Here is a 26,440-nt window from a genome sequence, read left to right as displayed (position 1 = left end):
GGCGATCACGCCGGTTCCCGGAAGGACGAGCCCGGTGCTCGCGTCGACCCGATCGGGCATGCGCCGCGTGTGGATCCAGATCCGTTCGACCGACCCTTGAGCGTCAGCGCGTCCGTGACCGCGTACTGCGCCACGCCGCCGAGCCCGTACCGGGTGTTGGCCGGCGCGAACTGCATCAGGGTCGGCAGGAACCCGTTCCGGTCGCGGTAGCGGAGGCTCGCGGTCGGTCCCACGGATGAGTCGGGAGTCACCCGATAGGTTGCGTCCACGCCGACCCGGTAGACGGTGCTGTTGATGTTCGGGCGCTGGATCCGCAGGGGAAACGGCAGGACCGCTCCCGGCACGAAATCGTTCTCGAAGTGGGCGATGGTGCCGACGACGCTGGCCGAGAGATCGTCCGTGAAGTTGTAGCTCACGAACACCGTGCCGGACGTGTTGTCGCCGCGCCGGCTGATCACCCGGAAATCGCGGAACAGGGGGCTGACCTGCTCTGGTGTCCGGCGGAGGCGACCAAGTGAGCGTCAAGTCGTCGTGAGTCACTGTGTGCTCAAGCGCACATGACGTCAACAACGTCCGAGTCGAGATCGAGCCTGCACCTGGGGCAGGTGTCGGGACTGGACGACGTCGCGCAAGGCGTGTGGCGATGCGCGGGAGCGCACCGGCGCGCTGGCGCGGACGGGGTCGACCGGCCGCCGCTCCCGCGCGCGCCGGTCACGTCCGGCCTCGCCGGACCTGCCCTTGCCGGACCTGCCCTTGCCGGACCTGCCCTTGCCGGACCTGCCGGGGCTCCTGCCGCCGTAAGGCCGGCCGGACGGTGTCGTCAGGCGTTCAGCAGCGCCAGCGCCGCCTCGTGCAGCCGCTTGTCGCCCGCCGCCACGATCCGCCCGCCTTTCGCGGCGGACGTTCCCTCCCAGGTGGTGACGATTCCGCCGGCGCCCTCGATCACCGGGATCATCGCCACGATGTCGTAGGGCTTGAGCGCGGCCTCCACCACGAGGTCGATGTGGCCGGCGGCCAGCATCGCGTAGGCGTAGCAGTCGGCGCCGTAGCGGGCGAGGCGGCTGGCCGTCTCGACCCGCTCGTAGGCCTGCCGGTCCGACGTGCCCTCGCCGAACAGGCGCGGGTCGGTGGTGTGGAGGATGGCTTCCGCCAGGTCGCCCTTCCGGCGGGTGCGCAGGCGGCGGCTGCCATGCGGGCCCTTGTAGTGGGCGGCCTCGCCGTCGCCGAAGAAGCGCTCGCCGGTGAAGGGCTGGTTCATCAGCCCGTAGCAGGGCACGCCGCCGCGGGTGAGCCCGATCAGCGTGCCCCAGATCGGCAGGCCGGCGATGAAGCCGCGGGTGCCGTCGATCGGGTCGAGCACCCAGACATATTCCGCGTCCTCGCGCTCGGAGCCGAACTCCTCGCCCAGGATGCCGTGGTCCGGGAAGCTGCGCTTGATCAGCTGGCGCATCACCGCCTCGCCGGCCCGGTCGGCCTCGGTGACCGGGTCGAAGGCGGCGGATCCCTTGGACTTGTCCTCGGTGGCGAAGGCGGCGCGGAAGAAGGGCAGGATGGCCTGGCCCGACTGGGTGGCGAGCTCGTCCACGAACCGCGCGAAATCCACCACGCTCATGCTGTCCCCGATTCCGGCTCGGCGGGCCCTCGGCCCATTCCCGCCGGATCGAAAGGACGGAGCGGCGCCGGCGTCAAGCCCCGCAGCGGCGGCCTCATGCCCCGGCGGGTGCCGGCTCGCGGCGGGGCTCGGCGGCAGAGGGCTCGGCGACCGGGGATCCGGCGGGAGCGGGCTCGGCGGTCGGCACCTCCCGCACCGCCTCGAGGCAGGCCTCGACGCCCTCGCGCAGGGACACGGCGTAGTGGTCGGCGCCGATCGATTCGCGGGCGCCGGGATCGGTCAGCACCGCGTCGTCCGCCGGCCACAGCCCGACCAGGATCTGCGCCTCCGGGGCCCGGCGCCGCACCCGCTGGACGAGGTAGCGCAGGTGGGCGGGCGTGCCGCTGATCTCGAGGTAGGAGATGCAGATCATCCGGGCCTCGGCGGCCTCGAGCGCGCCGATCGCCGTCCGCGACACCGCCTCGAACGGCACCACCCGCGTGCCGAAGCCGTGCTTGCCGAGGAGCTGGGCCAGCATCATCGAGGCGGCCTCGTCGAGGGGCCCGCGGCCGGCGACGCACAGGACCGCGCCCTCGCGCCGCCAGGCCTCCGGCAGCCGGTCCGGGGCCGGGGCGTCCGGCACCGCCGGCGCGGCTTCGCAGGGCATCTCCTCCTCCGCCCGGCTCGGCAGCAGGCGCCCGGCGAGGGTCGGGCGCGCCGAGGGCGCGGTATCGTCGCGGTCGGAGAGGTCCTCGATCAGCTGCGCGATGCCGATGCGGATGCGGTCGAGCTGGTCCTCGGTCAGGACGCCGCGGCGGGCATCCGTGGCGGCGAGCTGGAGGCCCTTGAGGGCGACCTCGTCGTAGTAGGACGAGAGCGAGCACTGGGCGAGGATGACCTCCGCCAGCTCCTGCGCCTCGTCCTGATCGTCGGCCAGCATGCGCTGGTAGAAGTTCTCGACCGGGGTCAGGGCCGGCCGGTCGCCGAACAGGACGTCGAGGAATTCGAGCTTGTCGACGTGGCGGCCGAGCACCACGAGGCAGACGGTGAGCGGCGTCGAGAGCAGGAGCCCGACCGGCCCCCAGAGCCAGGTCCAGAACAGCGCCGAGACCAGCACCGCGAAGGGCGACAGGCCGGTGGAGTGGCCGTAGACCAGGGGCTCGATGAACTGGCCGACCAGGGGCTCGAGCACCAGGAACAGGGCCGCGGTCGCCAGCACCATGTTCCAGCCCGGATCGACGGCGGCCGCCAGCGCCAGCGGCAGCAGGGCCGACAGGAAGGCGCCGATATAGGGCACGAAGCGCATCAGCGCGGTGAAGATGCCCCACAGGATCGGGTTCGGCACGCCAATCAGCCACAGACCGACGCCGATGACGAGGCCGAAGCCGGCATTGAGGGCGAGCTGGACCAGGAAGAACCGGCTCAGGCGCCGCGCCGCGTCGTCCATCGCCACGGTGGTCCGGTGAAGGTCGCTCGAGCCGACGAGGCGGATCATCCGGTCGCGCAGGTCCTCGCGCTGGACCAGGATGAAGATCAGCACCACGAAGACGATGCCGAGGGTGGCGAGCGGCGAGACCACCGGGGCCAGCACCTTCTCGGCGAGCTCGACCGGGCCGGGCTCGCGGTCGCGCACCTCGACCAGAAGCGGCTTGTCGGGGTTCTGCACCGCCGGCGGGGCGGCGCGCCTGCCCGGTTCGGGCTTCTCCTGCGGCTTCTGCTCGGCCGCGCCGGCCTGCTGGATCTGGTGGTTGATGCTGCGCAGATACCCGGCGATGTCGCCGAGCGGACCGGATTTCAGGTTCTCGGCCTTCTGGGCGATGGTGCGCTGGTAGCGCGGCAGGCCGGTCGAGAGATCGGCGAGCTGCATGCCGATCAGCGCGCCGAGGCCCGCCACCACGGCGAGCAGCAGCAGCACCGCGACGCCGACCGACGGCAGGCGCCCGAGCCGGAGCTTGCGCAGGAGCGCCACCAAGGGCCCGAGCACGAAGCTCAGGAGCACCGCGATGACGATCGGGATCAGGATCTCGCGGCCGAAATACAGGGCCGCCACGATCACCGCCGCGATGACGAGGGGGGCCGCGAGCCCGTCGCCGGGGGTCTCGGCGGCCTGGACCCGGGCCGGCCTGGTGGGAAACACCCGCCTGCGATCGTCTCGCCCATCCGCCATGCGACGCACATCCAACGCTTGCGCGGCGGGCCCGATGCGCCACGCTTTCCACGAGGGGGGAACGGGGCGGGGCGCGAAACGATCCCCCGGTGACGCTGGGCGAACCCCGCGAAAATGGGGTCGGGGCTACTCGATCCGCACCATGACGCTGTCGCTCGCGCCCGCCGCGTCGAGCACCGAGATGCGCACGAAGCCGGCCCCGTCGGGCTGCCACTCGGCCTGGCGGCGGTCGGATTCGGTCACCGGCAGGCCGCCGACGAGCCAGGTCAGCGGCAGGGTGCCGCCCAGCGCCTTGAGGGCGAGGCCGGCCGGCGCGCCCTCATGGGCGCCGAGATCGATCCGGGCCCCGTCCGGCGGGTAGGCGATGCGCAGGCGGTCGGCCGGGCCCGCGGCGGCGTCGCGGCGCAGGTGGCGCAAGGGGGGCGGCAGGGCGCTCGTCGTCGCCACCAGGGCGTCGGGGGGCCGCGGCACCGGCTCGGGCTCGGCCCCGAGCCGCGCGACGGCGTCGAACAGCAGGGGCGCGGCCGCGACCCGCCCAACGAGGCCCGGCACCCCGGCCCCGTCCGGCCGCCCGAGCCAGACCGCAACGGTGTGCCTTCGGTCGAACCCCACCGCCCAGGCGTCGCGGTAGCCGTAGGACGTGCCGGTCTTGTAGGCGAGGCGGTTGGGCAGGGCGCTCTCCGGCGGGGGCGTGCCGCGTAAACTATCGGCGACGTACCAGGCCGCCACCGGCTCGGCGATGCGCGGCGGAACCGTCCCGGGCTCCGCCGGGACGTCGAGGCGCCGGCGCAAGGCCGGCACGGAGCCGCCGCGGGCGAGCCCGGCATAGAGCCGGGCGAGGTCGCTGAGCGTGATGCCGAGGCCCCCGAGCGCCACCGGCAGGCCGGGGGCGGCGTCCCGCGGCAGGACGATCCCGGCGCCGGCGGCGCGCAGGCGGGCGATGAAGCGGGCCGGGCCCACCGCCTCCATCAGCTCCACCGCCGGCACGTTGAGGGAGAGCTGGAGCGCGCGCCGCGCCGTCACGGTGCCCTGGAAGGTGAGGTCGAAGTTCTCCGGCGCGTAGGAGGCGCCGAAGCGCGACGGGCGGTCCTCGATCAGGGTCTCAGGGTGCGCGAGCCCGGCCTCGAACGCCATGGCGTAGACGAAGGGCTTGAGCGCCGAGCCCGGCGAGCGGATCGCCGCCGTCATGTCGATGGCGCCCGCGCGCGCCATGTCGAGGTAGCCGGCGCTGCCGACCTGCGCCCGCACCTCGCCGGTGGCGTTGTCGACAACGAGGATCGCCGCCGACAGCCCGGGCCCGAGCGCCGCCGCCCGCTCCGCCGCGAGCGGCTCGAGGCGGGCCTGGAGCCGGGCGTCGAGGGTCAGGCGGTGCACGCGCCGGCCGGGCTCCTGCGCCAGGGCGGCCTCGGCGGCATGGGGCGCGAGCATCGGGAAGGGTTTTCGGGCCATCGGCACCGGCTCGGCCTTGGCGGCCACCGCCTCCTCGGCCGGGACGACGCCGCGGGCGGCCGCGATGTCGAGCACCCGGTCGCGGGCCCGGCGGGCGGCCTGCGGGAACCGGTCGGGCCGGCGCGCTTCCGGCGCCTGCGGCAGGGCGACCAGCAGGGCCGCCTCCGCCAGGGTGAGGCGGGTCGGCTCGCGCCCGAGATAGGCGAGGCTCGCGGCGCGCAGGCCCTCGACCGGCCCGCCATAGGGCGCGAGGGCCAGGTAGAGCCGCAGGATGCCGTCCTTGCCGAGGCGCCGCTCCAGCGCGACCGCCCGGGCGACCTGGCGCAGCTTGGCGTTCAGCGAGCGCTCGCCCCGCGGCTCGATGAGGCGCGCCACCTGCATCGACAGGGTCGAGGCGCCCGACACGATCCGCCCGGCGACGAGCCACTGCCCGGCCGCCCGCAGGAGCGCCGCCGGGTCGAAGCCCGGATGGGCGCGGAAGCGGCGGTCCTCGTAGGCCGTCAGCATGGCGAGGAAGCGGGGATCGGTCGCCGCGGGCTCGAGCGGCAGCCGCCAGCGCCCGTCCGCGGTGGCGAAGGGGCGCAGCAGGGCGCCCGCGCGGTCGAGGACGACCGCCGAGCGGGCCTCGGCCGCGACGAGGTCGATGGGCGGCAGCTGGGCGAGGACCGACCCGAGCCAGATCGCGGTGGCGACGACCGAGCCGCCGGCGAGGCCGGCGAGCGCCAGGGCTGCCTTGCGGCGCCGGCTCATCGGTCTCGTGCCCGCTCCCATTGCCGTCGTCCTGCCGCCGGTCCGGGGTCATCCTGCCGCATTTCGCGGTCCGGGGCGATGGGCCGCTGCGACGGGCTTTTCGAGGGTCGAACGGGCCGGCTCGCCCGGGGACACGGTGCGCGACGCTGTGGCGGGGGACCTCGTCGCCGGCACGCGTGGCCGGCCGTCGGCATGCCCTCGCGACGGGACACGATCGGCGAGAGAGGTCGTGCCCGCCGTCACGTCCCGTGTTTCCCTCCATCGAGCAGCGGGTTAGCGCGCAGCCGCGACACGGCGAGGTCGACGAACGTCCTCACCTTCGCCGGCGCCTGCCGCCCCTCGGGATGGACCACGTGGATGGGCAGCGGCTCCTCCTCGTACTCGGCGAGCACGATCCGGAGGCGCCCTTCGCGCAGGGCCGGGCCGATCTGGTAGTGCAAGGCCCGCGTCAGGCCCCAGCCCGCCACCGCGGCGGCGATGCCGGCCGCGTTGGTGTTGCTCACCAGGGCGGGATGGACCGTCACGCGCTGGTCCTGCGCGAACCGCCATTCCGGCGAGGCCCAGGCGCCCGTCGACATGGCGATGCGGTGGTCCTTCAGGTCCTGCGGGGTCTGCGGGACGCCATGGCGCTCGAAATAGGCCGGCGCGCCGCAGACCACGCGGCGCACCGCGCCGACCCGGACCGCCGTGAAGCCGGAATCCGCCAGGTGGCCGATGCGGATCGCGACGTCGATGCCCTCCTCGACGATGTTGACCTGGCGGTCCACGAACAACGTCCGCGCCGCCATGCTCGGGTAGTCGTCGAGGTAGTCGGTGACGATCGGCAGCACGTGCATCTGGCCGAACAGGACCGAGGCCGTGACCGCGAGCGTGCCGGACGGCGTCGCGTAGGAGCCGGCGGCGGCCGCCTCGGCCTCGACGATGTCGGCCAGGATGCGCCGGCAATCCTCGTAGTAGCGCCCGCCCGCCTCCGTGAGCTTCACCGAGCGCGTCGTGCGCACGAACAGCCGGGCGCCGATCGCTTCCTCGAGGGCCGCCACGGCCCGGGTCACGGCCGGCGGGCTCATGTGCAGGAGGCGCGCGGTCTCGGAAAAGCTCGCCGTCTCCGCCACCTTCGCGAAGATGCGCATGGCCTGCCAGCGATCCATGGCCTGCCTCCTCCGTCCCGGACGGCCCGACCCTCGTCACGACGATCACCGTCCTGTTGACGATTACAGCTCTTCGCGGGATCGCGCCGCGAGTTCGTCCCGGGATGGTGAATCGCGTCGGCCGGCGCCTGGCTCATCCCGCCGGGAGGCCCGCCCTGCCGCGGGCCGCGCCGTTCACAGGGCCAGATGGACCGGCCCGCTGCCCGCGGCGGGAACCGCCGAGCAGATCAGGACCTCGTCCGCCGCCGTCGCGGCCGAGGGCTCGTTCCGGTAGGTGACCGTGCCGGCCACGAGCCTGGTCCGGCAGGTGCCGCAGGTGCCGGCCCGGCAGCTGAACGCGGGGCTGAGGCCCCTTGCCTCGGCGAGCTCCAGGAGCGTGCCGGATTCCGGCGTCCAGCGTGCCTCCTTGGAGGCGGTCAGGAAGGCGACCGGGACCGGCTCGGTCGCGGCGGGAGGCCGCGTCGGGGCGGCCGCGCCGCTGCGCACCAGCGACGAGGGCCCGAACGCCTCGGCGTGGATGCGGTCGTCGGCGACGTTGAGGCCGCGCAGGCCGTCGTAGAGGGCCTGGGTGAACGACGCCGGTCCGCAGAGGTAGAAGTCGTAGTCGCCGAAGGGCAGGGTGCGGGCGAGGAGCGCGGTGTCGATCCGGCCGGCGACGTCGTAATCGACGCCGGCCACGGCATCGCCCGGGTTGCTCAGCACGCGCACGATCTGGACCGCGCCGCCCGCGGCGGCGGCGAGCCCGGCCAGCTCCTCCCCGAAGGCCAGGTCTTCCCTGGTGCGGGCGGCCTGGATCAGGGTGGTCGGCCGGATGCCGCGGGTCCGCAGGCCCTCGTAGACGACGTGGCGCAGCATCGCGAGGAGCGGCGTGATGCCGACCCCTCCGGCGAGGAGCACGGCGGGCCGCGTCGCGCGCGCGTCGAGGGTGAAGCCGCCGGCGGGCGCCCGCGCCTCGATCACGTCGCCCACCCGCAGCCCGTCGTGCAGGTGGCGGGAGACGAGGCCGTCGCGCTTGACGCTGATCCGGTAGGCCGCGTCCGAGGGCGCGACCGACAGCGTGTAGGTGCGGATGACGGGCTTGTCCGCGCCCGGGAGCGTCACGCGGATCGGCAGGTGCTGCCCGGCCTGATGCGGGACGAGCCCGGACCCGTCCGCCGGGAGCAGGTGGAAGGAGCGGATCTGGCGGCTCTCGTCCACGATCTTCGTGACCGTGAACGGTCGCCAGCGCGTCGCGAGGTCGGCGGCGCGGAGCCGGTCGGCGGCCCCGCGCCAGTCGCCGGTCATCAGGGAGTTGGGCGACCAGCCCCCCTCCCGGAAGGACCAGCGCAGCGGCAGCGCGCCGCGCCGCCGCACGACCCGGCGCGGCCGGAACGTCCAGAGCCGCTCGGCGCCCTGGAAGGCGGCGATCTCGGGCGAGGCCAGGACGACCTCGGCGTCGCCGGTCATCTGCAGGAGGTCGCCGGTCTCGAAATCGGCGAAGACGAGGCCGGCCTTGCCGTTCAGGAGGATGTTGCCCAGCGTCGCGAAGAACAGGTTGCCGGCGAAGTCCGGGATCGTGAGCGTGCCGTCACCCGAGACCCGCACGAAGCCCGCCTTGCCGCCGCGATGCGAGACGTCGACCTGACGCCCGCCGTCCCGTTCGGCGTAGGAGGCGACGAAGAAGGTGTCGGCAGCCTCGATCGTGGCGCGTGCCTCGTCGTCGAGCCCGGCGCTCGCCTCGACGGCGACCGCGAAGGGCGCGTGCGGGTCGCGGACGACCGTGAGGTCGCGCAGCTGGATGTATTGCGGGCAGTTGCCGAAGCTCTGATCGACCGCGACATGCAGGACGCCGCCCGAAGACGACTCGATCAGGCCGTTGACCCGGTTGCGGCGGCGGGTGTGCAGCTCGATCCCGAGGAGCCCGAGCGCGTCCCCGTCGCGCCAGCCTTCGCTCGCCGGGTCGCTGGGGTCGGGCCGCGCCGCGATGTCGAGCGTCGTCGGGCTCGGCGACGTGATGAACCCGCGACCGCCGGCGACGAGCGTCGCCCAGGCGTCGCCCCGGCCGTCGACGCTGCCGGCCACGACGAAGGGGATCTGGGCGTAGAACGCCCGGTGCTGGTCGGGCATGTAATCCCGCACCACGCGGCGCCCCACCTCCTCCATCCGGTCGGCCACGCCGACCTTCTCCTGGATCGCCTTCTCGCCCGGGTGCCAGGGCGAGGTTTGCGAAGCCGGCCGCCTCGCCATCGTCGGACCGTCGCTCATGATGCTCTCCTGTCCGGTTCCGGCGGGCGCGCCGCCTGGCGCGCCCGGACCCGCGGTCATGCGGCGGCCGTGAGGCCGGCGGGCGTCTTTGCGAAGGCGACGAAGCCCGGCAGGGCCTCGATCCGGCGCAGATACGCGGTGACGCGGCGGTAGCCCGACAGGTCGACATTGCCCTCGGGCGCGCGCGCCAGGTAGCTGTAGAGCGCGACATCCGCGATGGTGGGGCGCTCGCCGACCAGCCAGTCCCGGCCGTCGAGATGGGCCTCCAGGCGGCCCAGCAGCGTATGGGCACGGCCGATCACCTCCTCGGGCCGGAAATTGGCGCCGAACACCGTGACGAGGCGCGCGGCGGCCGGGCCGTAGGCCAGCTCACCGGCCGCGACCGACAGCCAGCGCTGCACCGCGGCCGCGCCCTGCGGATCCTCGGGCAGCCAGTCGGTCCGGCCGAGCTTGCGGGCGACGTAGACCAGGATGGCGTTCGAATCCGCCACGATCGTGCCGTCGTCGTCGAGCACCGGCACCTGCCCGAACGGGTTCAGCGCCAGGAAGTCGGGCCGCTTGTGCGCGCCCGCCTTGAGGTCGACCTCGATGGCCTCGTGCGGAACGCCGACGAGCGAGAGGAACAGGCGGGCCCGGTGCGCGTGGCCGGAGAGGGGATGGTGGTAGAGCTTCATGATCGCGTTCCCTGGACGCATGGCCGGGATCAGTCCCGAACCGCAGGGGAATGATGACGCGACCGGACGACCGGGAGAATGTCCGCTCTCGACAGTTCATTGCTGCCAGGAGCGGAATAATCGGCGACGAGGGGGCCCGGCGCTCCGCGGGTGAGCCGAGTCGCCCGGAGGGCTGGCCGTCACGATCGGCATGCAGGCCCGGACCATCCGCCGGGACCGTGAGACGGGTCCGGCCCGCCCTCGGCAGACCCGCGTCGGCCGCCGCCGCGTCCCCGGTCGAGCGCCGGCTCACGCGCGCGCATGGCGGGGGCGCATGGCGGGGACAGTCTCGATCCTCATCCCGGGCCCTGGCCGTGCGGCGATGCGGCGGATCGCAGGAGAATCGGCCGGGTCCATGTCTCGCCGACAGTCGAAGGCATTGGCGGATGCCGGCGGATCTGCGCTCGACTTCTCGCGTCCGGACGCGGTCCGGTCGACGGGCCGATCACAACTCGAACAAGGAAAACCCCCTGTAGGGAAGCCGCCCCTCTTGAGCGCCCGCCGTATAGAAATGCTCGGCCGCGCTCTTGATCGTGCCGTTCGCTACACCGTCTCTCACGTCCTGATTTTCTGATAAATAAAAATTGTCATCCACGGGAATGCGATAGGGTAATTTTCCTTCAAAATACCCATATTTGATGAAATGCTCTTTTGCGTTCTTGATTTCACCGGCTTCTATTGCCTGTTTTATATCCTGGTGCCTTTCAAGATACCAGTCTTCATCAAATTCTACATTCTTAAGTGCGCATTTTATCAGATCATAGAGCATTTCTTTGCTGATCGTAAATTCTTCGCTTCCGGACAGATTACGCCTCTTCTTGAATTGTTTCTGGATGTGAGACACCAACATTGCCCCGACCTCCTGGCCCTAACGGCGATGCTGCGTCGCAGCATACTTGGCAAGACCAGGAACGCAAGGACAATTGTCTTAAGGGCAGCCGAATCGTCGCGATGTCGGATTGCGGACTCTCGATGGCCGGAACCGCTGGCCGGCCGTGGCGAACCCCGATCGCCGGCGCGGCCGGCGATCCGGCGCCGGCACCGGACGATCTCGGGACACGGGGTCGGCACGGCCGGCCTGCCGCGCCGTGCCCCTGATCCGATGGCGACCGCCGGGGAGGCGGCCCGCGCCTCGCCCCCTTTCAGCCGCCGCTGCCGGCTCCGTCCTGGCAGCGGATCAGCCGGGTCGCGCCGGCCGCCCGGTCGGGCTCGGCGAGGCGGAACTCGCCGGTGTCGGGGTCGCGGATCCGCAATTGCCCGGTGGCGATGCCGAAATGCGCGCCGTGGAGCTGCAGCCTGCCGCGCTCCACCAGGATGCGCACGCAGGGGAACGTCATCAGGTTCCTCAGGCTGTTCGTGACGGTCGCGTATTCGAGCTGCTCGAGGTAGTCGGGCCCGCGCGGCTCGTCGCCGAGCGCCTCTGCGGCCGGGCGGATCAGCGAGACCCAGCGGCCGATGAAGTCGCCGGGCGAGAGCGGCGCCGCGTCGTCCGCGTAGGCGCGCACGCCGCCGCAGCGGGCGTGGCCCAGCACCACGATGTGCTTCACCTTGAGCGCCTGCACGGCGAATTCGAGCGCCGCCGAGGTGCCGTGATACTCGCCGCCGGTCTCGAAGGGCGGCACCAGGTTGGCGACGTTGCGCACCACGAACAGTTCGCCCGGCCGCGCGTCGAAGATCACCTCCGGCGAGACCCGGCTGTCGCAGCAGCTGATGATCAGGATCTCGGGGCTCTGCCCCTCGGCGAGGCTGGCGTAGCGGTCCTGCTCGCGCACGAACCGGTCGTCCAGGAAGGCGCGGTAGCCCTCCGTCAGCGCCTGGGGAAATGACGGGGTGTCGGTCATGGTCGCGCGTTCCTTCGGGAATGTTCCGCCGCAGGCTTACGCTGCGCCCGGGCCCCAGGACAACGTCACCCCCTCCGGCGTCTCGCCGGCGACGAGGCGCTTCGCCAGCTCGGCGAGCCCCCGCGGCTCGACCCGCTCGTTCGTGGCGGCGAGTTCGTCGAGGGGCCACCAGCGGGTGCCGTAGACCGGGTTGTCCTCCGTCTCGGCGAGCCGGCTGGTATCGACGTTATCATCCGGCAGCCGGACCACGAAGTAGCGCTCGCGGGCGAAGCGCGGCTTGTTGAACAGCGTGAACGGGCCGTCGCAGCGGGCGACCTGGGGCCCGAGCGGCGCATCCCTGACGCCGATCTCCTCCTCCAGCTCGCGCCGGCAGGCCTCTTCGGGTGTCTCCCCGGGCTCGATCCCGCCGCCGGGCATGAACCAGAACGTCCGCTCGCCGGGCCGGGCGGGATCGACGTCGCGCGAGGCCTCGTAGGCGATCAGGAGGAGGCGTCCCGCCGGGTCGAGCACCAGGGCGCGGGCGATGTCGCGGGTCGCAAGATCAGTCGGTCGTTCGGTCATGCGGGAGCCTCGCTGGCGGGGAGCGTCCAGATCGCGGCCGGCAGGCCGTGGGCGTCGCGCTCCGGCGGATCCGGATACGGCACCCCGCGCCCGTTGGCGATGGCCCGCGCGACGGCGAGGGCCGCCAGCGCATCGAGGAGGTCGTCCGGCTTGGCGCCGCGCGGGGCCGCGAGGTCGGCCGGCAGGCCGGCTTTGGCGACGAGCGCGCGCCGCAGGGCCGCGCCGGCGGGCTTGCGCTTCGGCTCGGGCAGGGCCGTGCCGCCGTTGAGGCACAGGAAGGCGAGCTCCGGATGCACCTCGTAGACCCGCGCCTGCAGCTCGGGCCGGGCGCGCAGGAGACCGTCCGCCTCGCGGATGCGGGGAAAGATCGCGTTGGCGGGCGGGGAGGGGGCGAAGGGCTGGGTCTCGGGCCGGCGCGACAGGGCGATCGCGGCGGTGTAGTCGGGCGCGTAGACGACGCTGCGGGCGGAGGTCGGGAAGACCGAGGCACGCCGCGGACCCAGCAGCGCCCGCACCAGCACCTCGGCGGTCCGGCCGCCGGGCCCGACCCGGTGCGGCAGGCCGATCGGGATGTCGACCGCCACCACGACGGGGGCTTCCGGGGCGTCGCAGATCGCCGCGAGGCTCGGGAGCACCCGGGCGCGGATGTCGTCGCTGCCGCCGTCGCGCGGCGCGAGGACCGCGACCCAGCCGCCCGGGCACCCGTCCACCCCCGCGACCCAGGTCATGCGCCGTCTCCCGCTCGGGGCGGGGATGTAGGGCGGAGACGGGCCTTGTCTCGGAGCGGGAACTCACGCTTCCGCTCCACCGGATCATCCCGGGGCGGGCCGAGGGCAAGAGCCCGCGATTCAGAAGAACCGGCGACTCGGATAAGTGCAGGAGGCCATCAGGTCGCTTCTACGATCATCCAGCTCTCAACCTCATCCTGAGGCGTCAGCCCATCTCCGATGGACTGACCTCGAAGGAGGGCTCCAGGGATCGCGGAGGCTTCTGGAGCCCTCCTTCGAGGCTGCCGCATGCGGCGCGATCTTCGATCGCCGGTCACCTCAGGATGAGGTCGAGGGTGGGAGAGAGCGGCTTCGGGTGACGCGACGCGCAAGAGGCAGAGTCGCGTCAGCGCTTCCGGGCATGCCTTCGGCAGCCCGGGCTCCGCTCTCGCGGCCCCGGGATGTCGCTGAGGGTGAAGGCTTGGCAGTGAGAAGGCCGTCTCACGCCGCCCGGGCGTAGCGCGCCTCGGCCAGATCCTGGTGGGCGATCTCCGGCGTCCGGCCGCCGATCAGGTCGGCGAGGAGCCGGCCCGAGCCGCAGGCCATGGTCCAGCCGAGCGTGCCGTGGCCGGTATTGGTGTAGAGGTTGGGATAGGCGGTCGCACCGACGATCGGGGTGCCGTCCGGGGTCATCGGGCGCAGGCCAGTCCAGAACTTCGCCTTGGCGACGTCGCCGCCCTCGGGGAAGAGGTCGAGGACCGAGCGCTCCAGGGTCGCCCGGCGGGGCCCGCGCAACGCCTGGCTGAAGCCGGCGAGCTCCGCCGTGCCGCCGACCCGGATGCGGTCGCCCAGCCGCGTGATCGCGACCTTGAAGGTCTCGTCCATCACGGTCGAGACCGGGGCGGCTTCGGCGTTCGTGATCGGCAGGGTCAGGGAGTAGCCCTTCACCGGATAGACCGGCAGGTCGATGCCCAGCGGCTTCACCATCGCCGGGGTGTAGCTGCCCATGGCGGCGACGTAAGCATCGGCCGTCAGCACCTCGCCGCCGGCGAGGCCCACGCCGGCGATCCGGCCGCCTTCCTGGCGCAAGGACGTGATGGTGGCGCCGTAGCGGATCGTCACGCCCATCCGCTCGCAGATCGCCGCGAGGGCTTTCGTGAAGAGATGCGCGTCGCCGGTCTCGTCGCCCGGCAGGCGCAGGCCGCCCACGAAGGTGCCGGCGACGCGGGCCAAAGCCGGCTCGGCCGCGATGCAGCCCGCCGGGTCGAGGACCTCGTAGGGCACGCCGTACTCGTCGAGCACACCGGTGTCGTCGCCGACATGGTCGAGCTGCTTCTGGGTGCGGAAGAGCTGGAGCGTGCCCTTCTCGCGGTGATCGTAGGCGATGCCGGTCTCGGTGCGCAGGTCGCGCAGCACGTCGCGGCTGTACTCGGCGAGCCGCACCATCCGGCCCTTGTTGCGGCGATAGGCGTCCTCGGTGCAGTTCGCCAGCATGCGGGCGAGCCAGCCGTAGAGCTTGGGCTCCAGGCTCGGCCACAGCACCAGCGGCCGGTGGCGCATCATCAGCCACTTCATCGCCTTGACGGGGATGCCGGGAGCCGCCCAGGGCGCCGAGTAGCCCGGCGAGACCTGGCCCGCATTGGCGAAGCTGGTCTCGAGGCCCGCGCCCGGCTGCCGGTCGAGCACGGTGACCGCGTGGCCGGCCTTGGCGAGGTAGTAGGCCGAGGTGACGCCGACCACGCCGCCGCCGAGGATCAGAACGCGCATCGTCGGAAAATCCCTGTCGCGCCCTGCCCGTCGTGACCCGACCCGGCGCGTCGGTCGAGGGCCACAGTGTCGCGCAAGGATCGCCGAATGTCCCGCCGAACCGCCGCACAGGCTGCGACTCTGTGCTACGACACGCACGGTTCTGCGGCCAAACGACAGGAGATTGCGCGGTGCCGGTACGGGACGAGATCGACGCGCGCATCCTGCGCGTCCTGCGCGACGACGGGCGGATCAGCAACGCGGATCTCGCCGCCAAGGTCGGCCTGTCGCCCTCCGCCTGCCTGCGCCGGCTGCGGCTGCTCGAGCAGAACGGCACCATCCGCGGCTACACCGCCCTGATCGAGGCCGACGAGCGCGAGGCCCACCTCGTGGTGCTCACCCAGATCACCCTGGAGCGGCAGACGGAGGAGTCGCTCAACCGCTTCGAGGCGGCGGTGCGCCGCTGCCCCGAGGTGCGCGACTGCTACCTGATGACCGGCCTGTCCGATTACCTGATGCGGATCGAGGTGTCGGATGCGGGCGATTACGAACGCCTGCACAAGGAGGTGCTGTCGCGCCTGCCGGGCGTGGCGCGGATCCAGTCGAGCTTCGCGATCCGCACGGTGGTGGGGCGGGGATAGAGGGTTGCCAAAATCTCAAAATGAGATAGTCATCCTCGGCCAGCGTCGCGCGCCGTCTCGGCTCGATGCTTCTGGAGTGGTGAGGCCTCCAGATGGATGGTTCCAGCCGCGATGCGCGTCATTTCGAACAGGACCCTCGTGGATTTTGCGGCAATTCATCCGGTGGCCGCGGCGCCACTCCAAGCATGGCGCAAGATCATCGAGGCGAACAGCTTCACAAGCTATGCCGATTTGAAAAGAGCTTTTAACGCTACGGATCGGGTGAGGGGTTTCTATATTTTCGACATTGGCGGCAACAAATATCGTATTATCACAGCCATTCATTTCGATAAGCAGAGATTGTACCTGCGACATGTCTTCACGCATAAGGAGTACGATGCATGGAATGCCTGACCTTGAGCCGCGACGACGTTGCCACGCTCACCCACCATTTCCAGGTCATCACCCAACGCATTCCGCTGCATCCGATCACCGATGGTGCGCAGTACGAGACAGCCGTCGCCGCGATGAACGGCCTCATCGACGCCGGCGCGGGTGACGAGACGCATCCCTTAGGCCCGCTCCTCGGCCTCCTCGGCGAGTTCATCGCCGCCTACGAGGAGGCCGAGCACCGCCGGCCCGACATTGCTCCCGCCGAGGTGCTGCGCCTGCTGATGGAGCAGCACGGGCTCAAGCAGGGCGACCTGCCGGAGATCGGCAGCCAGGGGGTCGTCTCGGAATTGCTGAACGGCAAGCGCGAGCTGAACAAGAACCAGATCGCGCGCCTGTCGGAGCGCTTCGGCGTCAGCCCGGCGACGTTCTTCTGAGCCCACGCCTCACGCGAAATACGCCGGCCACCGCGCCCGGATCTCGTCGCCGAGCGCGATCGACTTCGACAGGTGATCGCGCAAAGCCTCCTGCGCCGCCTCCGGCGCACCCTCCGCGAGGGCCGCCACGATCCTCCGGTGGTCGGCCACGATCTGCTGCGCCTTGCCCTCGACCGGCAGGTGCAGGCGGCGCAGGCGGTCGATGTGGCCGCTGCGGCGGCGGATCAGGTCCCAGAGGTCGGGCACGTCCGCCGCCTCGCAGAGCGCCCGGTGGAAGGCCGCGTCGCTGGCCGACAGCCGGGCGAAATCGCCCTGCTCGGCGAAGATCCCCTGCTCGGTCACGAAGGCCCGGAGCCGGGCGACGAGCGCCCGGTCGGGCGCGAGCGCCAGGGTGCGCACCACCTCCTGCTCCACGGCGCGACGCAGGAACTGCGCCTGGCGCGCGGCCGCCAGGTCGATCCGGCTCACCACCGTCGCCGATTGCGGGAAGATGTCGACCAGGCCCTCCTCCTGCAGGCGCAGCAGCGCGTCGCGGATCGGGGTGGCGCTCAACCCGAAGCTCGCCTGCAATTCGGGCCGCGACAGCACCGTGCCGGGCGCGAGGTCGAGCGAGACGATCTTCTCCCGGATGAGGTCGAAGACCTGCGGGGCGGCGTGGCGCGAGCGGTCGCGGAGGCGCTGCGCGCCGGCGAAGACGGCGTTCATGGGGTAGACTCGTAGCAGGCACTCGGGGCCGCCGGGGCGGCGCCGGCACGAGGCTAGCACAGCCCGGTCCCGGTTGACATACTAATGCATTACCATTTTAGTGCGGGGGCCAGGCCGGCAATCCAACAAGGGCCGGCGCACGCCACCGCCCCCCGGGGCGGAATCGGGAGAACGCTCATGATCCAGTCGCCCGCGCGCCGCGCCTTCGTGGCCGGTTTTCTCGCTGCCGGAACGGTCCTGTCCGGCGCGGGCCCGAGCCTGGCGCAGCAGAAGAGCGAGATCGCGATCACGCGCCAGCCCGGCATCATCTACCTGCCGACCCACGTGATCGAGAAGCAGGGGCTGATCGAGAAGCATGCCGAGCGGCTGGGCGTGCCGGGCGTCAAGACGAAGTGGATCACCTTCTCGGGCGGGGGCAGCCAGACCGACGCGCTGCTCGCCGGCGGGGTCGACATCGTCAATACCGGCACCGGCAACCTGCTGCTGCTGTGGGACCGCACGCGGGGCGGGGTGAAGGGCATCGTGGCCACCTCGGCGCTGCCGCTGCTGATGGTCACCCGCGACCCGAAGATCCAGACGATCAAGGACATCGCGCCCGGCGACAAGATCGCGGTGCCGACCGTGAAGGTCTCGACGCAGGCGATCCTCCTGCAGATGGCGGCGGGCGAGCTGTGGGGGCCTGACCAGTCGGGGCGCCTCGACGCCAACACGGTGCAGCTCGGGCACCCGGACGCCGCGATCGCCCTCTCCAACCCCACCCATGAGATCAGGACCCACTTCGCCGCGCCCCCGTTCCAGTACGTCGAGCTGCGCAACGTTCCGGGCGCCCGCATCGTCGCCCGCTCGCCCGACATCATCGGCGGGCCGCTGACGCAGGGCCAGTTCTTCACCACCACCAAGTTCGCCGACGCCAACCCGAAGATCGTCCAGGCCGTGCGCGCCGCCTCGGAGGAGGCGCAAGCCTTCATCCGCCAGGATACCCGCCAGGCGGTCGAGATCTACCGCGAGGTGACGGGCGACAAGACCAGCGTCGAGGACCTCCTCAGCTACCTGGGTGAGCCCGGCATGATGGAGTTCAACCTCCAGCCGCAAGGAACGATGCGCTTCGCCGAGCATCTCGGCCGGATCGGCACCCTGCGAACGAAGCCGAAGGCCTGGACCGACTACTACCTGCCGGTCGCCCACGACCTGAGCGGCAGCTGACGCCACCTTGAGAGAGGACACGACACCATGACCGCGCTCCTCGACGTCCGCGGCGTCACGCTTCGCTACAAGACCCCCAACGTGCTGGTCACCGCGACCGAGCGCGTCAGCTTCCGGGTCGACACCTCCGACCGCTTCGTGCTGCTCGGGCCCTCCGGCTGCGGCAAGTCCACCCTGCTCAAGGCGGTGGGCGGCTACCTGCATCCGAGCGAGGGCGAGATCCGCATCAAGGACCGGGTGGTCAAGGAGCCCGGCGCCGACCGGATGATGGTCTTCCAGGAGTTCGACCAGCTCCTGCCCTGGAAGACGGTGCTGGAGAACGTGATGTTCCCGCTCCTCAACGCGCGCAAGATGCCCCGCCGCGAGGCCGAGGAGCGGGCGAAGGCCTATATCGAGAAGGTCAGCCTGACCCGGGCCATCGACAGCTACCCCCACACCCTCTCGGGCGGCATGAAGCAGCGCGTCGCGATCGCCCGCGGCATGGCGATGGAGCCCGACATCCTCCTGATGGACGAGCCCTTCGCGGCGCTCGACGCGCTGACCCGGCGCACCTGCCAGGACGAGCTTCTGCAGCTCTGGGAGGAGACCAAGTTCACGGTCTTGTTCGTCACCCACTCGATCGCCGAGGCGATCAAGATCGGCAACCGCATCCTCCTGCTCTCGCCCCATCCGGGCCGGGTCAAGGCCGAGGTGCGCGACGTGGACAAGGTCTCGGCCCAGGACGGCAGCGCCGGCCAGCTCGAGCAGCAGATCCACGACCTGCTGTTTGCCGGCGAGCCGGGCCACCATTGATCGAGCGCTGAGGAGGCACACCATGACCGCCACCATGCCGGCCCGCATCATCATGAGCGATGCCGCGCCCGCCGCCGACGGCGCGGTCGAGCGCCAGCTCGGCACCGCCGAGATCCTGTGGAACAGCGGCTTCGTCCGCAAGACCGCGATCATCGTCGTGCTGGCGCTGATCTGGGAGGTCTACGCCCGGGTCCTCGACAACCCGCTGCTCTTTCCGACCTTCTCCGACACGGTCACGACGCTCTGGCAGCAGACGATCGACGGCACGATCCCGAACCGGGCCTTCTCGTCGCTCAAGGTGCTGCTGATGGGCTACGTCGCCGGCATCCTGCTTGCCGCCACGCTGACCATGCTGGCGATCTCGACCCGCATCGGCACCGACTTCCTCGAGACGATGACGGCGATGTTCAACCCGCTGCCGGCGATCGCGCTCCTGCCGCTGGCGCTGATCTGGTTCGGCTTGGGCAACGGCAGCCTGGTCTTCGTGCTGGTCCACTCGGTGCTGTGGGCGGTGGCGCTCAACACCCATTCGGGCTTCCGCGGCGTCTCGAACACGCTCCGGATGGTCGGACGCAACTACGGCCTGAAAGGTCTGCCCTACGTTACCAAGATCCTGATTCCGGCGGCGTTCCCGTCGATCCTCACGGGCCTCAAGATCGGCTGGGCCTTCGCCTGGCGCACCTTGATCGCGGCGGAGCTGGTCTTCGGCGTGTCGTCGGGGGCGGGCGGCCTCGGCTGGTTCATCTTCGAGAACCGCAACCTCCTCGACATCCCGGCCGTCTTCGCGGGCCTGCTCACGGTGATCATCATCGGCCTCGTGGTCGAGAACCTGATCTTCCGGACGGTCGAGCGGCGCACGGTGCAGAAGTGGGGCCTGCAGCACTGACCCCCATACGGCCGAAAGCAGCGTCCACTTGTTACGTCGCCGTCTGATCTGACGCTCCGAAGAGAAGCGCGGGATCCCCTCTCCCGTGTGGGAGAGGGGTAGGGGTGAGGGTGGAGACGGTGCCGGAAGAGACCCCGGACGTTCCGCTGCCAGCACGACGGTGTGAGCTTCAGTTCGTACCGTAGCACCCTCACCCCCGACCCCTCTCCCACACGGGAGAGGGGAGACGCGGTTCCCCTGGAAACGTTGGTGGAAGCGGACGACCGGTACGACGATCAACGACAACCAACAGGAGCCGAAAACCATGGCCCGCGACCCGCTCACCCCGCCCGAACTCGAGCCCGGTGCCGTGCCGGACGGCCCGCAGGCCGTGCGCCGCGATCCAGCCTCCTTGCGCTCGGCGCGCTGGTTCGGCCCGGCGGATCTGCGCTCCTTCGGGCACCGCTCGCGGGCGATGCAGATGGGCTACGCGCCGGAGGAATGGACGGGTAAGCCGGTCATCGCGATCCTCAACACCTGGTCCGACCTCCAGCCCTGCCACGCCCACTTCAAGCACCGCGTCGACGACGTGAAGCGTGGCATCCTGATGGCGGGAGGCTTCCCGGTCGAGCTGCCGGCGATCTCGGTCTCCGAGAGCTTCGTCAAGCCGACCACCATGCTCTACCGCAACATGCTGGCGATGGAGACCGAGGAGCTGCTGCGCTCCCACCCGGTCGACGGCGCGGTGCTGATGGGCGGCTGCGACAAGTCCACGCCGGGCCTGCTCCTCGGCGCCACCAGCATGAACCTGCCGGCGATCTACGTTCCCGCGGGGCCGATGCTGCGCGGCAACTGGCAGGGCAAGGTGCTGGGCTCCGGCTCCGACAGCTGGAAGTACTGGGACGAGTTGCGCGCCGGCAAGATCACGGACCAGGACTGGCTCGGGATCGAGGGCGGCATCGCCCGCTCCTACGGCACCTGCATGACCATGGGCACCGCCTCGACCATGACGGCGATCGCGGAAGCGGTCGGCATGGTGCTGCCCGGCGGCTCGTCGATTCCCGCCGCCGATGCCGGGCACATCCGCCTGTGCTCGGAATCCGGCCGGCGCATCGTCGACATGGTGTGGGAGGACCTGACCCCGCAGCGGATCCAGACCCGCGAGGCCTACGAGAACGCCATCGCGGTCGCCATGGCGATGGGCTGCTCGACGAACGCGATCATCCACCTGATCGCCATGGCGCGCCGGGCCGGCCACGCCATCGGCCTCGAGGATTTCGAGCGCTACAGCCGCCAGGTGCCGGTGATCGGCAACGTGCGCCCTAGCGGCAACGCCTACCTGATGGAGGATTTCTTCTACGCCGGCGGCATCCGGGCGCTGATGAACGAGATCCGCGACCACCTGCATCTCGACTGCCTGACCGTCAGCGGCCAGACGCTCGGCGAGGCGATTCAAGGCGCCAAGGTCTACAATTCCGACGTGATCCGGCCGCTCTCGAACCCGGTCTACGGCCAGGGGTCGCTGGCGGTGCTCAAGGGCAACCTCGCCCCGAGCGGCTGCGTCATCAAGCCGGCGGCGATGGACCAGCGCTTCCTCAAGCATTCCGGCCCGGCTCTGGTCTTCGACGACTATCCGTCCCTCAAGGCCGCGATCGACGACGAACATCTCGACGTCACCGCCGACCACGTGCTGGTGCTGCGCAATGCCGGTCCGCAGGGCGGCCCCGGCATGCCCGAATGGGGCATGCTGCCGATGCCGAAGAAGCTCCTCAGGCAAGGCCACCGCGACATGCTGCGCCTCTCCGACGCGCGGATGAGCGGCACCAGCTACGGCGCCTGCGTGCTCCATGTCGCGCCCGAATCCTTCATCGGCGGGCCGCTGGCGCTGCTCCGCACCGGCGACATCGTCAGCATCGACGTCGAGGCGCGCTCCATTCGCATGGAGGTGTCGGACGAGGAGCTGGAGCGGCGCCGCGCCGCCTGGACCCCGCCGGTCCCCCGCTACGAGCGCGGCTACGGCGTGATGTTCTCGCGCCACATCCAGCAGGCGGACGAGGGCTGCGACTTCGACTTCCTGCGCACCGAGTACGGCGCCCCGGTGCCCGAGCCGGCGATCTACTGATACGCACCCGGGACGAATCCCCGTCCCGGAGCCCCCGATGACCCGCCCGACAGGCACCGCCGCCGCGATCGGCCGCTCGCTGCGGATCTACCGCGGCGCGGGCGCGCCGCACGCGGCGATGGACGCGCTCTACCGCCGCTTCGTGCGCCCGGGCGACCTGGTGTTCGACGTCGGCGCCCATGTCGGCGACCGGGTGGCGGCCTTCCGCCGCCTCGGCGCCCGGGTGGTGGCGCTGGAGCCGCAGCCGGGACCGGCCCGGGCCCTGCGCCTGCTCCACGGCCGCGATCACGACGTGATCCTGGTGGCGGCGGCGGTGAGCGACGCGCCCGGCGAGGTCGTGTTCCATCTCAACTCGGCCAATCCCACCGTGTCCTCGGCCTCCGCGGATTTCGTCGCGGGGGCGGCGGGCGCGCCGGGCTGGGAGGGGCAGGTCTGGGACCGGCGGATCACCGTTCCGGCCACCAACCTCGACCGGCTGGTGGCTGAGCATGGCCGTCCCGCCTTCGTGAAGATCGACGTCGAGGGGTTCGAGGAAAGGGTGCTGGCGGGACTGTCCGCGCCGCTGCCGGCCCTGTCGTTCGAGTTCACCACCATCGCGCGGGACGTAGCCCTGCGCTGCCTCGACCGGCTCGCGGGTCTCGGGCCCTACGGCTTCGACGTGGCGCTGGGGGAGAGCCAGAGGCTGACCTTCGGGCGGTTCGTCGGCCGGGCGGAGATGGCGGATTTCGTGATGGGGCTGCCGGTCGCGGCGAATTCGGGGGATGTGTACGCGGTGCTGACGACGTCTGCGGATGCGCCCGAGTAGGTGCCCCTCACGCAACTCCCGCTGCGCCGAGACCGCCCCACTGAGCCATGCCGGCGATCGGGAGTTGTGTGGGAGACACGAAAAGCGCGATCGATGTCGTGACGGCCATTCACGCCTCGCTGCGTCATCCCGGGGCCCGCCGGAAGCGAGAACCCGGGATCCACAAACACTGACGATTCAGGAAGCGGAACGCGCGCCGCTGTGTTCTGGCCGGTCAGCCGTCATGGATCCCGGGTTCCGCGGCGCGGCCCCGGGAAGAGGTGAAGCGGTGGGACATCGCCCCTGGCATTCAAGGCGGCGCTCACGCCGCCGAGCGCACGATCTTGGTAATCGCCAGCGGCGGCCGGCCGGACTTCTCCGCGATGTCGCGGTCCTGCTCCTCGATCGCCTGGCGGATGGCGGTGTCGGCGTCGAGGTCGAGCAGGGCCGCCCGGGGCACCCGCCGGTTGGAGCGGCGCGAGCCGTCCTCGTAGTAGACGTCGTACAGGACGTAGCCCGTGTCCTGCACCTTGGGCTTCTGCTTCGAACGCAACATGGTCGTGACTCGTCTTGGCGGCGGAGCGCGCGTGATCGTGGCGCCGAGCGCGGCCCGGGCCGCGCTGCGCGGACCCGCGCCGCGAGGTGGGATGGTCGATCAGGCGATGGCGGTCCTTCGGGCGCCTGGTCGGGGCCTCGCCTCGAACGGGCGGGCGCGCGACGCGAGCGGGGATATGGGGCCGAACGCCGCCGAGCGCCAGCGCGAAGCGCCAGCCCTGTTGCCGCAGGACGAGAGAGCGGTCGAACCGGCCTCAGCCGGTATACATCACCGCCGCCACCGGGGCGGCCTTGGTCCGGCCCGGATGCGTCATGGTCCAGATCGTCCAGGCGGCGAGGGCCGAGCAGGACAGGAGCACCAGCCCGCGGACGTAGCGGCCGCGGTGCAGGTCGCGCACGGCGTAGACCGGCATCAGCACCGCCTTGGCGGCGTTGCGCAGGGCGAGCACCATCAGGATCGCCAGGAAGGCCGTCACAGTTCCGAGCATGCCCCATCCCCCCTCGGTTGAGCCACCGTGTTTGAGCCTAACCTCGCAACACGGCGAAACGAAGTCACGTGCCCGCACGGTCGCAGGGCCGATACCGCGGCCCTGCCGGGAGAGTGCGCGCCGGATGGTTAACGGGAGGTAGCGTGCGCCTCTCAGCGCACCCGCTCGAAATGCCGTCCCGCATAGGCGCGGACCGCGTGCCCGCCCCGGTCGGCGACGGCGCCGTTCAGGGACCAGCGCTCGCGCATCCCCGCTTCGGCCTGCGCCTCCGCCCGGGCGGCGAGCGCCACCCTGAGCCGCGCCAGGGCGAGCGCCCGGTTCCGGTGCTGGCTGCGCTCCGTGGCGCAGGTGACGACGAGGCCGCTCGGCCGGTGGCGCAGCCGCACCGCGCTGTCGGTGGTGTTGACGTGCTGGCCGCCCGGGCCGGACGACCGGAAGGTCTCCCAGTGCAGGTCGGCCTCGCGCACGCCCAGATCCTCGAGGCGGGGCGGCGTCACCCGGGCGACGGTGACGAACCAGTTCTTGCGCCCGAGCCCGGGCCGGAGCGGGCTCGGACAGGTCCACCGGACGGTGCCCTCCCAAGACCGCGCCCAGGCCTCGGCGCCCTCGCCCTCGACCTGGACGAGGGCCGAGAGCGGGCCGGCCTCGCCCGGATTCGTCTCCAGGACGGTGGCGCCGAGGCCCGCCGCCGCGGCCTCGCGCGGCAGCACGGCGCAGAGGCCCGCGACCGCGAGCTGGCACTCGCCGGGGCCGCGCCCGGCGCTGAGATGCAGCAGGATCGCCATCTCAGCGCTCCCGATGCTTGATGGCGCGGGCGGCGCGGCGCTCGCGCAGGCGGGCCTGCTTGTCGGCGCGGGCCGGGCCGTCCGGGTCGAGCGAGCACTTGAAGGTGACGAGCGGCCGCAGCACCGCGACCGTCCGGACCAGCCCGGCGGCCTCCAGGTCGCCGATCACCGAGGCTGCCGGCTTGTAGGCCGGCGGTGCCTCCTCCCAGAGCAGCCGCTCGTCCCCGCACACCACCACGCCCCCGTAGGGATTGCGGGCCAGGTCCTCCCGGCGCAGGCGGCCCTTGAGCTTGGCCTTCGCCTCGTGCCGCCCGAGCTTGCGCCCGGCGCCGTGGGCGAGCGACCAGAGGGTGTCGGTCCGGTCCGGGACCGGCTCGACCAGGACGCTCACGTCGCCGCGCGAGCCGGGCACCACCACCGGCCCGCGATCGGCCGGGGCCGCGCCATTGCGGTGGAGGTGGCAGCGGCACCCGCCCGTCTCGACCGGCGTGACGCCGTTGTGGCAGAGGTCGAGCAGGAGCCGGCCCTCCGCCCCGAGGGCGGCGAGCGCCCGGTGGGCGACGAGGTCGCGGTTGGCCCGGGCCCATCCGACCGCCGCGTCGTGCGCCGCCAGGTAGGCATCGGCTTCCGGCGTGTCGGCCCTAAGGGGCGAGGCTCCGTGCCGCTCGGCATGGGCCCGCAGGATCGACTCGCCGAGGCCCCGGCTGCCGGTATGGACCAGGAGCGCGACGCGGGCCGGATCGAGCCCGATCCGCGCCGCCGCCGCAGGATCGCGGATCTCCGCGACGGCCTGCACCTCCAGGAAGTGGTTGCCGTGCCCGACCGTGCCGAGGGAGGCATCGAAGGGCGTGGCCGCCACGCCGTGTTGGCCGAGCCAGCCGGCGACGTCGCCGTCCCAGGGGGCGTCGAGCCCGTCGAACCGGGCGGCGATCCGCTCCGGATCGGCCCGGCGAAGGGGCAGGTCGGTCTGCCACAAAGCCATGCCGCAGCCGATGTCGGAGCCGACCAGGGCGGGCCGGATCAGCCCCTCCGACAGGAAGGCCGCCCCGACCGGCCCGTTCTTGCCGGGGTGAAGGTCCGGCATGCCGACGGTCTCGCGCATGCCGGGCAACGCGCCGGTCTCGTCGAGCTGGCGCAGCGCCTCGCCCTCGATCCAGGTCGAGGCGGAGGCGACCACGCGAACGCCGGGGGCGCGCGTGGCGATGATGGGATTGCCCATGAGGGATGTGTGTTCCGAAGGCCGCGCGGAGCGGCCGAAGACGAGCCTCAGCGGACGGACGAGCCGCCTCGCTGCGTCAGAACGCCGGTCCGCCGCACATGCGGGGAGCCTCGCGTTGGTGCCCCGTCAGAGGACGGGGCGGGCATGGATGGATTCCATGGCTCGCCCTCCTGCCGGGTCCGGTCCCGGTCAAGCGGTTCAGTACCGCAACGGAAGAAGCGTTGCAATCCGCACGCCGTGGGCTGTCACGCGGTTTCCGCCCGACTCAGTCGAAACAGTATCAAGCGCGTCCCCCTCTCCCGTGTGGGAGAGGGATCCCGCGCTCTACTCGAATTGTAGCAAAGAAAGCAGATAATTTATCAGAATCTGTTTGACCTATGGAGCCAGTATCGCCGGCGCCTCTTCGATCCGATCCTCGACCTCATCCTGAGGTGTTGGTCGATCTTTGATCGACTGACCTCGAAGGAGGGCTCCAGAAATCGCCGGGATCCCTGGAACCCTCCTTCGAGGCCGCTACGCGGCACCTCAGGATGAGGTTGTGGGTGGGACGAGCATGGA

Annotated in this window: 25 protein-coding genes; 8 read left to right on the top strand and 17 right to left on the bottom strand. The window is 71.5% G+C overall.

The genetic code is table 11. The features are described 5' to 3' along the window. Positions 1-5: 5 nt before the first annotated feature. From EU555_RS19840 to EU555_RS19785, 12 genes are all read right to left on the bottom strand, one after another. Entirely contained in the window at positions 6-458 is a 453-nt protein-coding gene (locus EU555_RS19840) for a hypothetical protein (RefSeq protein WP_135416954.1), read from the bottom strand. Between the two features lie 362 nt (positions 459-820). After that, entirely contained in the window at positions 821-1,612 is a 792-nt protein-coding gene (gene hisN / locus EU555_RS19835; RefSeq protein WP_135416953.1) for a histidinol-phosphatase, read from the bottom strand. 94 nt (positions 1,613-1,706) lie between these two features. After that, a complete protein-coding gene (locus EU555_RS19830; protein ID WP_135416952.1) occupies positions 1,707-3,758 on the bottom strand; it encodes an AI-2E family transporter in 2,052 nt (683 codons plus the stop codon). Positions 3,759-3,884: 126 nt separating this feature from the next. Beyond that, positions 3,885-5,957, bottom strand: a complete 2,073-nt coding sequence (pbpC, locus tag EU555_RS19825) for a penicillin-binding protein 1C (protein ID WP_245524391.1) — start codon at positions 5,955-5,957, stop codon at positions 3,885-3,887. A 239-nt stretch (positions 5,958-6,196) separates the two neighbouring features. Next, positions 6,197-7,105, bottom strand: coding sequence for a LysR family transcriptional regulator (locus tag EU555_RS19820; protein WP_135416950.1), 909 nt, complete (start codon positions 7,103-7,105; stop codon positions 6,197-6,199). 174 nt (positions 7,106-7,279) lie between these two features. Then, a complete protein-coding gene (locus tag EU555_RS19815) occupies positions 7,280-9,349 on the bottom strand; it encodes a 2Fe-2S iron-sulfur cluster-binding protein (protein ID WP_135416949.1) in 2,070 nt (689 codons plus the stop codon). 56 nt (positions 9,350-9,405) lie between these two features. Beyond that, entirely contained in the window at positions 9,406-10,023 is a 618-nt protein-coding gene (locus EU555_RS19810; RefSeq protein WP_135417027.1) for a glutathione S-transferase family protein, read from the bottom strand. 484 nt (positions 10,024-10,507) lie between these two features. Then, complete coding sequence (locus tag EU555_RS19805) at positions 10,508-10,906, bottom strand: hypothetical protein (protein WP_135416948.1); 399 nt, start codon at positions 10,904-10,906, stop codon at positions 10,508-10,510. 298 nt (positions 10,907-11,204) lie between these two features. Then, on the bottom strand, positions 11,205-11,903 hold the full coding sequence (locus EU555_RS19800) for a carbonic anhydrase (protein WP_135416947.1): 699 nt from the start codon (positions 11,901-11,903) through the stop codon (positions 11,205-11,207). A gap of 36 nt (positions 11,904-11,939) precedes the next feature. Continuing rightward, the gene (locus tag EU555_RS19795) at positions 11,940-12,464 is read right to left on the bottom strand and encodes an NUDIX hydrolase (RefSeq protein ID WP_135416946.1); all 525 of its coding nucleotides are present in this window, start codon (positions 12,462-12,464) and stop codon (positions 11,940-11,942) included. Continuing rightward, positions 12,461-13,192: a DUF429 domain-containing protein gene (locus EU555_RS19790; RefSeq protein ID WP_135416945.1), complete on the bottom strand. Its 732-nt coding sequence runs from the start codon at positions 13,190-13,192 to the stop codon at positions 12,461-12,463. The genes EU555_RS19795 and EU555_RS19790 overlap by 4 nt, the downstream gene beginning before the upstream one ends. Positions 13,193-13,672: 480 nt before the next feature. Continuing rightward, positions 13,673-14,938: a D-amino acid dehydrogenase gene (locus tag EU555_RS19785; protein ID WP_135416944.1), complete on the bottom strand. Its 1,266-nt coding sequence runs from the start codon at positions 14,936-14,938 to the stop codon at positions 13,673-13,675. 170 nt (positions 14,939-15,108) lie between these two features. On the opposite strand from EU555_RS19785, the gene EU555_RS19780 reads away from it, so the two are divergent. From EU555_RS19780 to EU555_RS19770, 3 genes are all read left to right on the top strand, one after another. Beyond that, a complete protein-coding gene (locus tag EU555_RS19780; protein ID WP_135416943.1) occupies positions 15,109-15,558 on the top strand; it encodes an Lrp/AsnC family transcriptional regulator in 450 nt (149 codons plus the stop codon). 96 nt (positions 15,559-15,654) lie between these two features. Next, the gene (locus EU555_RS19775) at positions 15,655-15,951 is read left to right on the top strand and encodes a type II toxin-antitoxin system HigB family toxin (protein WP_245524390.1); all 297 of its coding nucleotides are present in this window, start codon (positions 15,655-15,657) and stop codon (positions 15,949-15,951) included. Beyond that, entirely contained in the window at positions 15,939-16,364 is a 426-nt protein-coding gene (locus tag EU555_RS19770; RefSeq protein WP_135416942.1) for a helix-turn-helix domain-containing protein, read from the top strand. Before EU555_RS19775 ends, EU555_RS19770 begins: the two co-directional genes overlap by 13 nt. 9 nt (positions 16,365-16,373) lie before the next feature. Here the strand turns inward: EU555_RS19770 and EU555_RS19765 are convergent, their stop codons facing one another. Beyond that, positions 16,374-17,069, bottom strand: coding sequence for a GntR family transcriptional regulator (locus EU555_RS19765; RefSeq protein WP_135416941.1), 696 nt, complete (start codon positions 17,067-17,069; stop codon positions 16,374-16,376). 177 nt (positions 17,070-17,246) lie between these two features. Here EU555_RS19765 and EU555_RS19760 point away from each other — a divergent pair, with 177 nt between their 5' ends. From EU555_RS19760 to EU555_RS19740, 5 genes are all read left to right on the top strand, one after another. Then, complete coding sequence (locus EU555_RS19760) at positions 17,247-18,272, top strand: ABC transporter substrate-binding protein (RefSeq protein WP_135416940.1); 1,026 nt, start codon at positions 17,247-17,249, stop codon at positions 18,270-18,272. 27 nt (positions 18,273-18,299) lie between these two features. Then, on the top strand, positions 18,300-19,064 hold the full coding sequence (locus EU555_RS19755) for an ABC transporter ATP-binding protein (protein ID WP_135416939.1): 765 nt from the start codon (positions 18,300-18,302) through the stop codon (positions 19,062-19,064). 22 nt (positions 19,065-19,086) lie between these two features. Beyond that, on the top strand, positions 19,087-19,950 hold the full coding sequence (locus EU555_RS19750; protein WP_425375134.1) for an ABC transporter permease: 864 nt from the start codon (positions 19,087-19,089) through the stop codon (positions 19,948-19,950). Between the two features lie 304 nt (positions 19,951-20,254). Continuing rightward, positions 20,255-22,051 (top strand): L-arabinonate dehydratase, encoded by a 1,797-nt coding sequence (gene araD / locus EU555_RS19745; RefSeq protein ID WP_135416938.1) that lies wholly within the window; start codon positions 20,255-20,257, stop codon positions 22,049-22,051. A 37-nt stretch (positions 22,052-22,088) separates the two neighbouring features. Continuing rightward, a complete protein-coding gene (locus tag EU555_RS19740; protein ID WP_135416937.1) occupies positions 22,089-22,856 on the top strand; it encodes an FkbM family methyltransferase in 768 nt (255 codons plus the stop codon). 301 nt (positions 22,857-23,157) lie between these two features. Here the strand turns inward: EU555_RS19740 and EU555_RS19735 are convergent, their stop codons facing one another. The 4 genes from EU555_RS19735 to EU555_RS19720 all read right to left on the bottom strand — a co-directional run bounded on the left by EU555_RS19735 (position 23,158) and on the right by EU555_RS19720 (position 25,882). Further along, the gene (locus EU555_RS19735; protein WP_135416936.1) at positions 23,158-23,391 is read right to left on the bottom strand and encodes a hypothetical protein; all 234 of its coding nucleotides are present in this window, start codon (positions 23,389-23,391) and stop codon (positions 23,158-23,160) included. A gap of 253 nt (positions 23,392-23,644) precedes the next feature. Continuing rightward, positions 23,645-23,878, bottom strand: coding sequence for a hypothetical protein (locus tag EU555_RS19730; RefSeq protein ID WP_135416935.1), 234 nt, complete (start codon positions 23,876-23,878; stop codon positions 23,645-23,647). A gap of 152 nt (positions 23,879-24,030) precedes the next feature. Beyond that, positions 24,031-24,663, bottom strand: a complete 633-nt coding sequence (prfH, locus tag EU555_RS19725) for a peptide chain release factor H (protein WP_135416934.1) — start codon at positions 24,661-24,663, stop codon at positions 24,031-24,033. A gap of 1 nt (position 24,664) precedes the next feature. Next, positions 24,665-25,882, bottom strand: coding sequence for an RNA ligase RtcB family protein (locus tag EU555_RS19720; protein ID WP_135416933.1), 1,218 nt, complete (start codon positions 25,880-25,882; stop codon positions 24,665-24,667). Positions 25,883-26,440 lie beyond the last annotated feature (558 nt).

Origin of the sequence: Methylobacterium nonmethylotrophicum (genome assembly GCF_004745635.1) — a bacterium.
Lineage (GTDB): Bacteria > Pseudomonadota > Alphaproteobacteria > Rhizobiales > Beijerinckiaceae > Methylobacterium > Methylobacterium nonmethylotrophicum.
The sequence above is the reverse complement of the archived record's forward strand: the minus strand, read 5'-3'. Positions and strand labels throughout refer to the sequence as shown.